Annotated in this window: 12 protein-coding genes; 5 read left to right on the forward strand and 7 right to left on the reverse strand. The window is 65.3% G+C overall.

Annotated elements, in window-relative coordinates; all coding sequences use genetic code 11:
- Positions 1-3 precede the first annotated feature (3 nt).
- The 5 genes from lptG (at position 4) to rsmA (ending at position 6,471) form a co-directional block, all read left to right on the forward strand.
- Positions 4-1,080 carry an LPS export ABC transporter permease LptG gene (gene lptG, locus LRX75_RS07875; RefSeq protein WP_231813293.1) on the forward strand — a complete coding sequence of 359 codons (1,077 nt, stop codon included), beginning with the start codon at positions 4-6 and terminating at the stop codon, positions 1,078-1,080.
- Positions 1,080-3,413, forward strand: coding sequence for an LPS-assembly protein LptD (locus LRX75_RS07880; RefSeq protein WP_231813295.1), 2,334 nt, complete (start codon positions 1,080-1,082; stop codon positions 3,411-3,413). The genes lptG and LRX75_RS07880 overlap by 1 nt, the downstream gene beginning before the upstream one ends.
- 229 nt (positions 3,414-3,642) lie before the next feature.
- Positions 3,643-4,569: a SurA N-terminal domain-containing protein gene (locus LRX75_RS07885; RefSeq protein ID WP_113150296.1), complete on the forward strand. Its 927-nt coding sequence runs from the start codon at positions 3,643-3,645 to the stop codon at positions 4,567-4,569.
- A gap of 10 nt (positions 4,570-4,579) precedes the next feature.
- On the forward strand, positions 4,580-5,632 hold the full coding sequence (gene pdxA / locus LRX75_RS07890; protein WP_231813297.1) for a 4-hydroxythreonine-4-phosphate dehydrogenase PdxA: 1,053 nt from the start codon (positions 4,580-4,582) through the stop codon (positions 5,630-5,632).
- Entirely contained in the window at positions 5,632-6,471 is an 840-nt protein-coding gene (gene rsmA, locus LRX75_RS07895; RefSeq protein ID WP_231813299.1) for a 16S rRNA (adenine(1518)-N(6)/adenine(1519)-N(6))-dimethyltransferase RsmA, read from the forward strand. The genes pdxA and rsmA overlap by 1 nt, the downstream gene beginning before the upstream one ends.
- Before the next feature lie 45 nt (positions 6,472-6,516).
- Here the strand turns inward: rsmA and gmk are convergent, their stop codons facing one another.
- The 7 genes from gmk to fabD all read right to left on the reverse strand — a co-directional run bounded on the left by gmk (position 6,517) and on the right by fabD (position 13,689).
- Positions 6,517-7,185, reverse strand: coding sequence for a guanylate kinase (gene gmk, locus LRX75_RS07900; RefSeq protein ID WP_231813463.1), 669 nt, complete (start codon positions 7,183-7,185; stop codon positions 6,517-6,519).
- Positions 7,186-7,187: 2 nt separating this feature from the next.
- Positions 7,188-8,075: a YicC/YloC family endoribonuclease gene (locus tag LRX75_RS07905; protein WP_231813301.1), complete on the reverse strand. Its 888-nt coding sequence runs from the start codon at positions 8,073-8,075 to the stop codon at positions 7,188-7,190.
- A gap of 171 nt (positions 8,076-8,246) precedes the next feature.
- On the reverse strand, positions 8,247-9,449 hold the full coding sequence (gene mltG, locus LRX75_RS07910) for an endolytic transglycosylase MltG (protein WP_231813303.1): 1,203 nt from the start codon (positions 9,447-9,449) through the stop codon (positions 8,247-8,249).
- Positions 9,450-9,802: 353 nt separating this feature from the next.
- Complete coding sequence (fabF, locus tag LRX75_RS07915) at positions 9,803-11,062, reverse strand: beta-ketoacyl-ACP synthase II (protein ID WP_231813305.1); 1,260 nt, start codon at positions 11,060-11,062, stop codon at positions 9,803-9,805.
- Positions 11,063-11,345: 283 nt separating this feature from the next.
- On the reverse strand, positions 11,346-11,582 hold the full coding sequence (locus LRX75_RS07920) for an acyl carrier protein (protein ID WP_062468856.1): 237 nt from the start codon (positions 11,580-11,582) through the stop codon (positions 11,346-11,348).
- A 348-nt stretch (positions 11,583-11,930) separates the two neighbouring features.
- Positions 11,931-12,668: a 3-oxoacyl-[acyl-carrier-protein] reductase gene (gene fabG, locus LRX75_RS07925; protein WP_062594962.1), complete on the reverse strand. Its 738-nt coding sequence runs from the start codon at positions 12,666-12,668 to the stop codon at positions 11,931-11,933.
- Between the two features lie 79 nt (positions 12,669-12,747).
- Entirely contained in the window at positions 12,748-13,689 is a 942-nt protein-coding gene (fabD, locus tag LRX75_RS07930) for an ACP S-malonyltransferase (protein ID WP_231813307.1), read from the reverse strand.
- Between the last annotated feature and the right edge of the window lie 95 nt (positions 13,690-13,784).

The following is a 13,784-nucleotide window of genomic DNA, read 5'->3' on the forward strand; positions in this document are numbered from 1 at the left end:
CCGATGAGCACGCTCAAGATCTACTTCTTTCGCCGCTTCATGGTAACGATCGGCTGGTTCCTCATCGGCGTGTTCTCGCTCGTCTTCATCATCGATTTCAGCGAACTCTCCAACCGCATGTCGAACCTGCCGGGCTACTCGCTCGGCGGCGCGCTGCTGATGACCGCGATGCGCATTCCCATGATCATGCAGCAGACCGTGCCCTTCATCGCGCTGTTTGCCGGCATGGTAACGCTGATCGCGCTCAACCGCCGCTATGAGCTGGTCGTGACGCGGGCGGCCGGCATCTCGGCCTGGCAGTTCCTTCAGCCCTTCGTGCTGGGCGCCCTCATCTTCGGCGGACTGGCCGTTGCCATCCTCAACCCGATCGCCGCCTGGGGGTCGCGCAGCGCCGAGCTTCTGGAGACCAACTGGGGAAGCTCGTCCTCGCGCGGCTCCAAGACCATTCCGTGGCTGCGCCAGATCTATGGCGACGACGACAGCATCATCGGCGCCCGCTCCGTGCAGGACGACGGCCGGACGCTCGTCACCGTCACGGTGATCCACCTCGACAAGCAGGGCCGCATCGTCTTCCGGCAGGATGCGCAGAACGCAAAACTCGAAGATGGTTACTGGTTGCTGAACGGGGTGACCGAGACGCGCAACGGCGTACTGCCGAAGCGTTTCGAAACGGCACGACTTCCGACCAATCTGCGGGCGGAATTCGTTCAGGAGTCGCTGGACAAAGCTGAATCCATTCCGTTTTTCGATCTGCCCCACAAGATTTCAATCGCGAAATCCTTCGGATTTCCGACCTATGGCATGCAGACCCAGCTTCATTCGCTGTTGTCGCTGCCCCTTCTTCTCGTCGCCATGACGCTGATTGCCGCAAGCGTGTCGCTGAAATTCAGCCGCTTCCACCAATCGCGCTCGGTAATTCTCGGTGGAATCCTGGCAGGCTTCGTGCTTTATGTCGTGACCGTGCTGGTCAGAGCATTCGGGAGCAGCGGCATCTTGCCTCCGTTCGTTGCAGCCTGGTTGCCGGTTGTTGTCGCGATGGCGCTGGGGTCCACGATTTTGTTGCATCAGGAGGATGGCTAGTGGCGGGCTGTGACCGCAATCATACAAGGCTACTGGCGGCCATACTGCTTTCCAGCGTTGCATGCCTTTCCGTATCTCCCGGCGCGTCCGGTTCGGCCTTCGCTCAGTCGGCGCCGACCACGCTCGCGCCGAAGCTGCCCGACGACGCCAAGATGGTTCTGTCGGCCAACGAGCTCGTGTACAATCGCGACGCCGAACGCGTGATCGTGCGCGGCGCCGTGCAGATCAATTACGGCGGCTACCAGATGGTCGCCCAGCAGGTCGAATACAGCCAGAAGACCGGCCGAATCGTCGCGACCGGCCAGATCGAGCTGATCGAGCCGACCGGCAACAAGATCTATGCCGAGAAGATGGACGTCACGGACAATTTCGCCGATGGCTTCATCGAGACGATGCGCGTCGAGACGACCGACCTGACCAAGCTCGCCGCCGTCAATGGCGAGCGGCGCAACGGCGACGAGATCATCCTGAACCAGGCGGTCTACACGGCCTGCACGCCCTGCGCGACCAATCCGGACTACCGCTCGCTCTGGCACATCAAGGCGCAGCGCATCATCCAGAACGGCAAGACGCACACGGTGCGGCTGGAGAATGCGCGCTTCGAACTGTTCGGCAAGCCGATCCTGTACCTGCCGGTGCTGGAGGTTCCCGACGGCACGGTGAAGCGCAAGAGCGGCTTCCTGTTTCCGCGCTTCCGCTACACGCAGAAGCTGGGTGCCGGCGTCAGCGTTCCCTATTACTGGGCGATCTCGCCAACGATGGACGCGACCGTCACGGCGACAGGCCTGACACGGCAAGGCTTCCTGCTGGAAGGCGAGTTCCGCCAGCGCTTCGAGACCGGGCAGCATGTTCTGCGCATGGCGGGCATCAGCCAGATGGATCGCAGCTCGTTTACGGACGGAACCGTGGACGCGCAGGAAACGGAACGCGGCCTCATCGGCTCGCGCGCCGACTTCAAGATCAACCCGCGCTGGTCGTTCGGCTGGGATGTCCTCGTGCAGAGCGACAACAACTTCGCCAAGACCTACGAACTCTCGACGTTCGACGGGACGACTCACACCAATCAGGCCTATCTGACGGGCCTCGGAAAGCGCAATTATTTCGACCTGCGCGCCTTCTACTTCGATATTCAGGATGCCGATCCCGACAGCGTCGCCGAAAACAAGCAGGCCTACGCGCAGGTCCTCGACTATGACTATACGGCACCGCAGGCGGTTGCCGGCGGCGAGCTTTCCGCGACCGTCAACCTCACCAACGTCAACCGCAACAGGGAAGACTCCGTCGATGTGTTCGGCGTGGACCGGTTCCGCGGTCTCGAAGGCACGGCGCATCGCCTGACGGCGGAAGCCGAGTGGAAGAAGACCTTCATCGTGCCCGGCGGCCTGTCGCTGACGCCGCTTTTGGCGGCGCGCGGCGATATTCTCGGCCTGACGATGGACAATCCCGGCCCGGCATATACCGGCGACTACAATGGCGACGACACCTCGACGCGCGGCATGGCGACGGCCGGGCTCGAGGCGCGCTATCCGATCCTGATGGCGACCGCCAACAGCAGTCACATCCTGGAGCCGATCGCGCAGGTCTATGTTCGTCCGGACGAGAGCAATCCGGGCAGCCTGCCGAATGAGGATGCGCAGAGCTTCGTGTTCGACGCGACCAACCTGTTCGAGCGGGACAAGTTTTCGGGCTTCGATCGTATCGAGGGCGGCTCGCGCGCCAATCTCGGCCTGCGCTACACGGGCACGCTCGGCAATGGCTACGGCGTTCGCAGCATCGTCGGCCAGTCCTTCCATCTCGGCGGCGTCAACTCCTTCGCGACGGACGACCTCGTGAAGGTGGGCGCCGATTCGGGTCTCGAAACCGATCGCTCCGACTATGTCGGCATGTTCGGCATCGATGCGCCCTCCGGGCTGACGGCCAGCCTCAGCGGCCGGCTGGACGAGGAGGATTTCGACCTGCGCCGGACGGACTTCTCGGTCGGCTACGAAGGCATCGCCTGGCAGACGGCCATCACCTATACCAGCATCAAGGCGCAGCCGACCTACGGCTCGCCCTACGATCAGGACGAAATCCAGACGGCGGCCGCCTGGCGGTTCCGCGAATACTGGTCGGTGTTCGGCTCGGTCACCTACGACATCAACAACAGCCTCGTCACCCGCAACGGGCTTGGCGTCACCTATGACGACCAGGATACGCTGTTCTCGCTCGTCTATAAGAACGAGCGCGACCCGGACCAGTCGCTGGCCAATGACTGGTCGATCGGTGCGCGGATCTCGTTCCGCACGCTGGGCGACATCAATGTCGGCGACAGCTCGTTCAACGCGCTGGACTGACGGCCAACGTGCGGGACAACAGGCGCGCGGGCGCGGTCTCGCGCCCGTTGCCCGCGATATCGAGGGCTTGTCATCATTCGGCCGCATGGTTTATGCATCCAGCGGGAAACGGGCGCGGCCGCAGGCTTGGCGCTTCATGGAGCCTTGCGAGCCCCTTAGAATGTGCGGCTTGCTCTGAAGGGGATGTCTGATGGGCAACGGAACCGTGCAAAAGCGATCGTCACTGCGAATGGCGGCAGATATTCTGCGCGCGGGCCTTCTGGCCGGCGCGCTCTGCCTGCCGACCACCCTGCCCGCTGCGGCGGCAGGCTCGGGAACCGGAGTCGCCGTCGTCGTCAATGGCACGCCGATCACGACCGGCGACATCGCCAAGCGCGCCGCTTTCCTCAAGCTGCAGCGGCAGAGCTCCGCCGGTGCGCGCGAGCAGATGATCGACGAAGTGCTGAAGCGCGCCGAAGTGCTGCGCCTCCAGCAGTCGGTCAGCACCGAGGAGGTGGACGCCGCCGTTGCGCGGTTCGCCGCCGGTAACAAGCTGTCCGTGGCGCAGCTCAGCCAGGTTCTGGCCCAGGCCGGCGTCGGCATCGATCATTTCAAATCCTATGTCGCGATTTCCATGAGCTGGCCGCGTGCCGTGCGTCTGCGCTTCGGCACCGGCGGCGGGCGTCTCTCCAACGAGGAGCTGGTGCGCCGCATGCAGGAGAACGGCGGCACCAAGCCGGTGACGACCGAATACTTCCTGCAGCAGGTCATTTTCGTCGTGCCCGCCGCCAAGCGCAACGCCATCATCGGCAAGCGGCAGGCCGAAGCCAATGCCTCGCGCTCGGCCTATCCGGGTTGCGACGATGCAAAGACCTTCGCCGCCACCATGCGCGACGTCTCCATCCGCAATCTCGGCCGCATGATGGTGCAGGAGATTCCCGAGGACTGGCGCCCGCTGGTCGAGAAGGCCGGCGAAGGCAACACGACCACGACGCGGGTGACCGAACGGGGCGTCGAATATCTCGGCATCTGCAAGAAGCGGCAGGTCTCCGACGATCTGGCGGCCGAAGTCGTCTTCCGTGCCGAGGATCTCGGCAAGCAGAAGGGCGGCGAGGACCCGAACAGCGTGAAATACATGGAAGAACTGCGCAAGCGCGCGCAGATCCTGACGAAGTAACCGGACCATCATGACAGACGAGACCCGGGCGCCGCTTGCCCTGACCATGGGCGACCCGGCCGGCATCGGGCTCGACGTCACGCTGGACGCCTGGACGCGCCGTGACGCGCTCGGGCTTGCCCCCTTCCTCTTCATCGGCGATCCCGCGGTTCTGGCCGAGCGGGCCCGCCTGCTCGGTTTCGACGTGCCTATCGCCGAGGCCGACCACCGCTCGGCCGCCGGCCTCTTCGCCCGCAGCCTGCCGGTGTTTCCCATCGCCTGCCCGGCGCCCGTGACCGCAGGCACGCCCGACAGCGCCAATGCGCCGGCGATCATCGGTGCGATCCAGACCGCCGTCCAGATGACGCTCGCCTCGCAGACCGCCGCCGTCGTGACCAATCCGATCGCCAAATCCGTGCTCTATGCGGCGGGCTTCCGCTTTCCCGGGCATACCGAGTTCCTGGCGGAGCTCGGCAGCGTCGCGCGCAACACGCCGTTGCTGCCGATCATGATGCTGGCCGGCCCGAAGCTCCGGGCGGTGCCGGTGACGATCCATATTCCGCTGAAGGACGTGCCGGGTCTGCTGACCGCCGACCTCATCTACCGCACAGCCGTCATCACCGCGGCCGATCTCAAGGCCCGCTTCGGGCTTGCCGCACCGCGGCTGGCGATCGCCGGGCTCAACCCGCATGCGGGCGAGAGCGGCGCTCTGGGGCTCGAGGACGACGCGATCATCCGCCCCGTGGTCGAACGCCTGCAGGCCGAGGGGATCGACGCCGTCGGCCCCCTGCCCGCCGACACGATGTTCCACGACCGGGCCCGCGCCACCTACGACGTCGCGCTCTGCATGTATCACGATCAGGCGCTGATCCCGGCCAAGGCGCTGGGCTTCGACGACAGTGTCAACGTCACGCTCGGCCTGCCCTTCATCCGCACCTCGCCCGACCATGGCACCGCATTCGGCATCGCCGGGCAGCGGCAGGACGGACGCACGATCGCGCGCGCGGACAGCCTTGTCGCCGCCCTGCGCATGGCGCGCACGCTGGCCGATACCGAGCGCGCCGCGATCGAGAGTGCTGCCTGATGGCCGCCATCGACGGACTGCCGCCGCTGCGCGACGTGATCCAGCGCCACGGGCTGGACGCCAGGAAGGCGCTCGGCCAGAACTTCCTCCTCGACCTCAACCTCACCCAGAAGATCGCACGAACGGCAGGCCCGCTGGAAGATGCGACCGTCATCGAGGTCGGCCCCGGTCCCGGTGGCCTGACGCGCGCGATTCTCTCGCTCGGCGTCCGCAAGCTGATCGCCATCGAGCGCGACAGCCGCTGTCTGCCGGCGCTTGCCGAAATCTCCGATCACTATCCCGGCCGGCTTGAGGTCATCGAGGGGGATGCGCTGAAGGTCGATTTCGCGGAGCTGGCGCGCCAGTCCGGAGCCAGCGGCCCGATCCGCATCATCGCCAATCTGCCCTACAATGTCGGCACGCAGCTTCTGGTGAACTGGCTGACCGCGGATCCGTGGCCGCCCTTCTACGCCTCGATGACGCTGATGTTCCAGCGCGAGGTGGGCTTGCGGATCGTGGCGGACGAGACGAACGATCACTATGGCCGGCTGGGCGTGCTTGCCGGATGGCGCACGGAGGCCCGCATGGCCTTCGACGTGCCGCCGCAGGCCTTTACGCCACCGCCCAAGGTCACCTCGACCGTCGTGCATCTGGAGCCGCGCGAGAACCCCATCCCCTGCGCGATCGCGGCACTGGAACGCGTGACACAGGCCGCCTTCGGCCAGAGGCGCAAGATGCTGCGCCAGAGCGTCAAATCGCTCGGCGGGGAAACGCTGCTCGCCAAGGCGGGGATCGACCCGCAGCGACGGGCCGAGACGCTTTCCGTGGAAGAGTTTTGCCGGCTGGCGAACAGCCTTTAGGGACATCGCAGAAGCGCACAGCGCGCTCCCGTGAGCCAGGCGCCGTCAGAGCTTCGGCGTTTCCGTCAGAAGACCCTGCACATATTCGAACAGGCCGGGGCGGCGGTCGCGGCGGAGGCGTTCGGCTTCGACGATGGAGCGGACGGCGGCAAAGGCCGTGTCCAGATCCTCGTTGACGACGATGTAGTCGTATTCCAGCCAGTGCTCGATCTCGGCGCGCGAATTGGCAAGGCGCGTGGCGATGACCTCGTCCGTGTCTTCGGCCCGGCGGTGCAGGCGCGACTGGAGTTCCGCCATCGTCGGCGGCAGGATGAAGATCGAGACGACGTCGCCGGACATCTTGTCCTGGAGCTGCTGGGCGCCCTGCCAGTCGATGTCGAACAGCATGTCGCGGCCTTCCGACATCGCCTCTTCCACCGCATCGCGCGGCGTGCCGTAGTAGTTGCCGTGCACCTCGGCCCATTCGAGCAGCGCATCGGTCTGGCGCAGGCCCTCGAACTCGCGGATCGTCTTGAAGTGATAGTGTCGACCGTCGATCTCGCTCGGGCGGCGCTTGCGGGTGGTGACGCTGACGGAGATGCTCATCTCCGGATCGGCCTCCAGCAGATTGCGGGCGATCGTGGACTTTCCGGCGCCGGACGGCGAGGAAATGACGAGCATCAGGCCCCGGCGCGCAATCGTAGAGGCCTTCGTGGGTGTTTCGGCGGGTCTCATCATTACTCCAGATTCTGGACCTGTTCGCGGAACTGGTCGATGACGACCTTGAGGTCGACGCCCGCGGCCGTGACGGCGGCGGAGGTGGACTTCGAACAGATCGTATTGGTTTCCCGGTTAAATTCCTGGCAAAGAAAGTCGAGCTTGCGGCCGATGGGGCCGCCCCTGAACAGAAGCGTGCGGGCGGCGGCGATATGTGCCCGCAGCCGGTCGAGCTCCTCGCGCACATCGGCCTTGGCGGTCAGCAGCGCGGTTTCCGCATGCAGACGATCACGGTCGAGCGTGGCGGCATGGCTCGTCAGCCAGTCGATCTGCTGGACGAGCCTTGCGGCGATGGCCGACGGCGTGCGCGACGGATCGGCTTCGATCGCGCCCAGCAGGGTTTCCATTTCGCCGATTTCCCTCAGGAGCACCTGTTCGAGGGCTGCGCCTTCGCTCTCGCGCATCGCGGCGAGATCGGCGAGGGCGAGATCCAGGCCCTCGAGGACGGCCGTTTCCCGCGCTGCCTTGTCGGCCTCGCTCTCTTCCGGCTCCTTGAAATCGATGACGCCGCGAATGGCGAGCAGCGTGTCCAGCTTCAGCGGTGCAGGGTCGATCACGTCGCGCAGCTGTTCGCGCAGCGACAGGACCGAGGCGAGCGCCGTCTGGTTGATGGTCGTCTGGATCTGCGTTTCCCCGGCATTGAGGCTGAGGCCGACCTGCATGTTGCCGCGCGAGAAGCGCGCCGCAATCCGCCGGCGGATCTCGGCGTCGAGCGCTTCGAGACCGCCCGGAAGGCGCAGCTTCACATCGAGGCCCTTGCCATTGACCGAGCGCAGTTCCCAGGCCCAGCGGCTGCGGCCGGACGTACCCTCCCGGCGGGCAAATCCGGTCATGGACTGCAAGGGCATGGGGGACTCCTGGGGAAACGCCTTGGCGGTCAGCAAGCGTCCTGTTTAAGGCCGCAACGCGGGCGCCTGCAAGGCCTATTGCGAAAGCAGGCCCGGCCCCGGCGCGTCATCCACAAGGTGACGGGTCCGGGACCGGGTCAAGGGTGTCGCTCCGACGGAGCAAGCGGAAGCTTAATCCTGAACCGGAGCCTCGGCAGCGTCTGCGGGCGGCGCGGCCGCTCCCGCCGCCTTGGCGGCGCTTGCCTTCTCCGCCTCCAGCTTGCGCCAGCGGCGCACATTGGCGTTGTGATCGTCGAGCGTGGTGGCAAAGACGTGACCGCCCGTGCCGTCCGCCACGAAATAGAGATCGGCGGTGCGCGAGGGATTGGCGACGGCCTCCAGCGCTGCCCGGCCGGGATTGGCGATCGGTGTCGGGGGCAGGCCCTTGATCACGTAGGTGTTGTAAGGCGTCTTCTTCTCGAGGTCGGAGCGCAGGATGGGGCGATCCGCCGGCTTCCCCTCGCCGCCGAAGATGCCATAGATGATCGTCGGGTCGGATTGCAGGCGCATGCCCTTGTCGAGGCGGTTGAGGAAGACCGAGGCGACGCGCGAGCGCTCGTCTGCGATGCCGGTTTCCTTCTCCACGATGGAGGCGAGCGTCACGAACTCTTCCCGCGTCTTGATCGGCAGCTTCTCGTCGCGCTTCGCCCAGATCTGATCGACGATGGTCTTCTGCGCGGCCGTCGCCTGGGCGACGATCTCGGCACGCTTGGTGCCGCGCGAGAACTTGTAGGTATCCGGCCGCAGCGTGCCCTCGGCGGGAAGGTTCGCCGGCAGGTCGCCTTCGAGGATCGGATCGTCCTGCAGCTTGCGGAACATCTGCTTGACGGTGAGACCTTCGGGGAGCGACGCCGAATAGAGGATGGACTTGCCGGACTTCAGCAGTTCCATGATCTCCTGCATCGAGGCACCCGCCTTGATCTCGTATTCGCCCGCCTTCAGCGTCTCGTCATCCAGATAGGCTTCCGACATGAAGCGGAACACGCGGCCGTCGGACACGATCTTGTTGCGCTCGAGGCTCGACGCGATTTCGGCAATGCCGGCGCCGTTGCGCACGATGAAGTTCGAATTGGCGTCGAGCGGTCCGCGTGCCTCGTAGGAGGTCATGGCATAATAGGCCGTGCCGGCTGCCGCCAGCGTCAGCACGACGATGACCGTCATCAGGAAATTGAGGAAGATGACCACCTGACTGCGGGCCTTGCGCGAGCGCTTGGGCGGCTGCGGAACCTTTTCCGGGCGCAGGGCCTCGATCGGCGATTTCGGAATGATTGGCCCCTTGGTGCCGCCCTCGTTCCGGCCGCTCGGAGCCGTGCTGTTTTCTTGTCCGTCGTTCACGCCTGTCCTGCATCCGGAGTTCGCAATCCTGCACGCCCCGCGTCCCGATGCGAACTCCGGAAGAGGTTCGGGACAGCGAAAAAACGATCGAAACAGGCCGCCAGACTGGTGGGCCGCCTTGCGCGAGCGTGGCCACCCCTAGCATGTCTCCCGCCAAAAGACGACACCGACCTGCCGTGCTCCACCCCGCCGACCTTCCGCTCTCGACCGAGCCTTTGAGGGCCGTCCGTCGCGGCGGATCAGGGAGCTGTTTTGAAAGGAGCAATGCGGCGAAAAACAGGACCGCGACGCGCCGTGCGGACAATATCGTCCGTTGCGCGCCGCGGGGCCGCGATCACATGCCTGCGAGGTGCTCAGGCGTAACGCTGGATGACCAGCGTGGCATTGGTGCCGCCGAAGCCGAAGGAGTTCGACAGCGCCACATCGATCGTCTTTCTGCGCGCCGTATGCGGCACCAGATCGATGGCGGTCTCGACGGAGGGATTGTCGAGATTGAGCGTCGGCGGCGCGATATTGTCGCGGATGGCGAGCGCGCAGAAGATCGCTTCCACGGAACCGGCCGCGCCCAGCAGATGGCCGATCGCCGACTTGGTCGAGGACATGGCGATACCGGACGCACTCTCGCCGACGACGCGCTCGACGGCGCCGAGTTCGATGGTATCGGCCATGGTCGAGGTGCCGTGGGCATTGATATAGTCGATATCGGAGGGCTGCAGGCCCGCGCGCTTCAGCGCCATCTTCATGCAGCGATAGGCGCCATCGCCATCCTCGGACGGCGCGGTGATGTGAAACGCATCGCCCGAGAGACCGTAACCGACGATTTCGGCATAGATCTTCGCGCCGCGTGCCTTGGCGTGCTCCAGTTCCTCCAAAACGACGATGCCGGCGCCCTCGCCCATGACGAAGCCGTCACGGTCCTTGTCATAGGGGCGCGAGGCCTTCGTCGGATCGTCGTTGTGCTGCGTCGAGAGCGCCTTGCAGGCGGCGAAGCCGGCCAGCGCGATGCGGGAGATGGGCGACTCCGTGCCGCCCGCCACCATGACGTCGGCATCGCCCAGCGCGATCAGCCGGGCGGCGTCGCCGATGGCGTGCGCGCCGGTCGAACAGGCGGTCACGACGGAGTGATTGGGGCCGCGCAGCTTGTGGCGGATCGAGACCTGCCCGGAGGCAAGGTTGATCAGGCGGCCGGGAATGAAGAAGGGGGACACGCGGCGGGGGCCCTTGTCGCGCAGCGTGTAACCGCCCTCGACGATGCCTTCGAGACCGCCGATGCCGGAGCCGATCATCACGCCCGTGGCGATCTGGTCGTCGTCGGTCTTGGGGTGCCAGTCCGCGTCGTTCAGCGCCATATCGGCCGCAGCCATGGCGTAGATGATGAAGGGATCGACCTTGCGCTGTTCCTTCGGTTCCATCCAGTCATCGGCATTGAAGGTGCCGTTGGAACCATCGCCGAAGGGAATGCGGCAGGCGATCTTGGCGGGAAGATCCGAAACGTCGAATTCGGTGACGGTGCGGGCGGCGTTGTCGCCGGCGATCAGTCTCGCCCAGCTGGCTTCCGTTCCGCAACCGAGCGGCGATACCATGCCGGTACCGGTGATAACGACACGTCTCATGAACCGCGATCCATCCTCGTAAGTCTCGATATGCTCCGGCGCGCTTGTGGCTGCCGGTCGACGGAACCGGTCCCGGGGCGGAACCTCGTCACGTCTGCCCTGCTATCCGCAGCCTCGAAAAGGGCCGCTCGAGGGCGTTTCCGGCCCGGGTGAACGGGCCGGCCTCTCGGACAGAGCCCGAACCGGCGTCACCGGATGGGAGTGGGCGGGCCGCTCTCGCGCCCGCCGCAACCCGTTCGATCGACCCCTGGCGGTCACGCCCGGGGCCGTCGAGCCTCGGCGATTACGCCTGGGCCTTTTCGATGAACTTGACGGCGTCGCCGACGGTCAGGATCGAATCGGCAGCGTCGTCCGGAATTTCAACGCCGAACTCTTCTTCGAAGGCCATGACCAGTTCGACCGTGTCGAGCGAGTCCGCGCCGAGATCGTCGATGAAGCTTGCGCCTTCAGTTACCTTTTCGGCATCGACGCCAAGATGATCAATGACAATTTTCTTTACGCGTTCTGCGATGTCGCTCATGTCGGATTCCTCGACCTTCGTTTTCTCTTTATCAGGGACGCCCGGAAGCGTTCCCTTGCCAAAGCCTGTTAAACCACTGCGGTTCAACCGGCAATCCTTCAAACCGGAGAGCCCGGCCTTCAAACCGGGAGAGCCCGGACGGGCTTCAGCGAGCCGGCATCCGCGTCTTCTCCGTGATCCGTTCGGACCGTCCGGCACGGGGCGAAAGCCCCACGCCGTCCAGACCACTACGGCCCGATTAACACGGTTTAACGGCCGCGCAAAGTCCGAATTTGGAGCGCCAATCCTTGCTCAACAAGCATTTACGGGCGATTTCGCCGCCCGTGATCGACCCGCTCCGCACCCGACTCAGATCATCGCCATGCCGCCATTGACGTGGATCGTCTGGCCCGTGACGTAGGCGGCCTCGTTGGATGCGAGATAGGCGACGGCGCTTGCCACCTCGGCCCCCGTGCCCATGCGCTTCATCGGAATGGCGCCCATGATGGCGTCCTTCTGCTTGTCGTTCAGCTTGCCGGTCATCGCGCTTTCGATGAAGCCCGGCGCCACGCAGTTGACCGTCACGTTTCGGGTCGCGATTTCCTGGGCGAGCGACTTGGAAAAGCCGATCATGCCCGCCTTGGCGGCGCAGTAGTTCGCCTGGCCCGGATTGCCGGTAACGCCGACGATGGAGGTGATGTTGATGATGCGGCCATGGCGGCGGCGCATCATCGGATGGGTCAGCTCGCGGGTCAGGCGGAACACGGCCGTCAGGTTGACCTCCAGCACGGCATCCCAGTCGGCATCGCTCATGCGCACGAACAGGCCGTCCTTGGTGATCCCGGCATTGTTGACGAGAATGTCGACGCCGCCGAGTTCGCTCTCGGCCTTTTCGCCGAGCGCCTTGACGGCGTCGCGGTCCGACAGGTTGGCCGGGAACAGGTGCACGCGCTCGCCGAGCGCATTGCCGAGTTCTTCCAGCTTCTCGACGCGGGTGCCGTGCAGACCGACGGTCGCGCCCTGTGCGTGCAGGATACGGGCAATCTCTTCGCCGATGCCGCCGGAGGCGCCGGTCACCAGGGCTTTACGGCCTGTCAGGTCGAGCATGATCATGTTCCTTTATCTTCGATCCCCGGGGCGGCGTCTCGGCCGGCCGTGGGTATCACCTGCCCGCAAGCGCGGGCGTTCAGAGCACGGCCGCGAGAACGGCCTCGATATCGGCCGGCGAATTCACCGCAAGGCCGGTCACGGATTTGTCGATGCGGCGGGCGAGCCCTGTCAATACCTTGCCGGAGCCGACCTCGTAGAGCGTGGTGACGCCGTTTGCGCCGAACCACTCCACCGTCTCGCGCCAGCGCACCTGCCCCGTCACCTGCTCGACCAGGAGATCGACGATCTCGTCGGCCGAGGTGACAGGCGCCGCACGCACATTGGCCATCAGCGGCACGACCGGATCGCGGCGCTCGACCTTTGCCAGCGCCTCGCGCATGGCATCGGCCGCCGGCGCCATCAGGGCCGAATGGAAGGGCGCGGACACCGGCAGGATGATGGCGCGCTTCGCACCGTTCTCGCTCGCCTGCTTGGCGGCTTTTTCCACGGCCTGCTTGTCGCCGGAAATCACGATCTGCCCGCCACCATTGTCGTTGGCGATCTGGCACGGGCCGATCTCCGACATTTCGGCACAGAGCGCCTGCACAGCGTCGTGATCGAGCCCGATGATCGCCGCCATCGCACCCTTGCCCACCGGCACGGCGGCCTGCATGGCATTGCCGCGAATCCGCAGGAGCCGGGCGGTATCGGCAAGCGAGAATGTGCCGGCAGCGCAGAGCGCCGAATATTCGCCGAGCGAATGGCCGGCGACGAAATCGACATGCTTTGCCAGATCGAGGCCGCGCGCCTCCAGAACCCGGACCGCCGCGATCGAAACGGCCATCAGGGCCGGCTGCGCATTCGCGGTCAAGGTCAGCCGGTCCTCCGGCCCGTTCCACATCACATCGGACAGCTTCTCGCCCAGCGCCTCGTCAACCTCGGCAAAAACCGCGGACGCCTCGGGAAAAGCCTCCGCCAGATCCCGCCCCATGCCAACCGCCTGACTGCCCTGCCCCGGAAACGTAAACGCGATCGCCATGAGGATCCTCCTGAATTTTTGGCTTCTCCATTCACATTACGGCTCGGGAAGTCAAGCAGCGAAGGGAAAAGGCATTGCGGGACGCACGACCTCGT

This window comes from Rhizobium quercicola (assembly GCF_021168455.1).
Taxonomy (GTDB): Bacteria; Pseudomonadota; Alphaproteobacteria; order Rhizobiales; family Rhizobiaceae; genus Ferranicluibacter; species Ferranicluibacter quercicola.

Bases quoted from the DNA above. Each gene is read 5' to 3' on its own strand.
- LRX75_RS07920 (WP_062468856.1), bottom strand. From the start codon at position 11,582: ATGAGCGACATCGCAGAACGCGTAAAGAAAATTGTCATTGATCATCTT.
- lptG (WP_231813293.1), top strand. From the start codon at position 4: ATGAGCACGCTCAAGATCTACTTCTTTCGCCGCTTCATGGTAACGATC.
- LRX75_RS07905 (WP_231813301.1), bottom strand. From the start codon at position 8,075: ATGCCCTTGCAGTCCATGACCGGATTTGCCCGCCGGGAGGGTACGTCC.
- pdxA (WP_231813297.1), top strand. From the start codon at position 4,580: ATGACAGACGAGACCCGGGCGCCGCTTGCCCTGACCATGGGCGACCCG.
- fabG (WP_062594962.1), bottom strand. From the start codon at position 12,668: ATGCTCGACCTGACAGGCCGTAAAGCCCTGGTGACCGGCGCCTCCGGC.
- rsmA (WP_231813299.1), top strand. From the start codon at position 5,632: ATGGCCGCCATCGACGGACTGCCGCCGCTGCGCGACGTGATCCAGCGC.
- gmk (WP_231813463.1), bottom strand. From the start codon at position 7,185: ATGAGACCCGCCGAAACACCCACGAAGGCCTCTACGATTGCGCGCCGG.
- LRX75_RS07885 (WP_113150296.1), top strand. From the start codon at position 3,643: ATGGCGGCAGATATTCTGCGCGCGGGCCTTCTGGCCGGCGCGCTCTGC.
- fabF (WP_231813305.1), bottom strand. From the start codon at position 11,062: ATGAGACGTGTCGTTATCACCGGTACCGGCATGGTATCGCCGCTCGGT.
- fabD (WP_231813307.1), bottom strand. From the start codon at position 13,689: ATGGCGATCGCGTTTACGTTTCCGGGGCAGGGCAGTCAGGCGGTTGGC.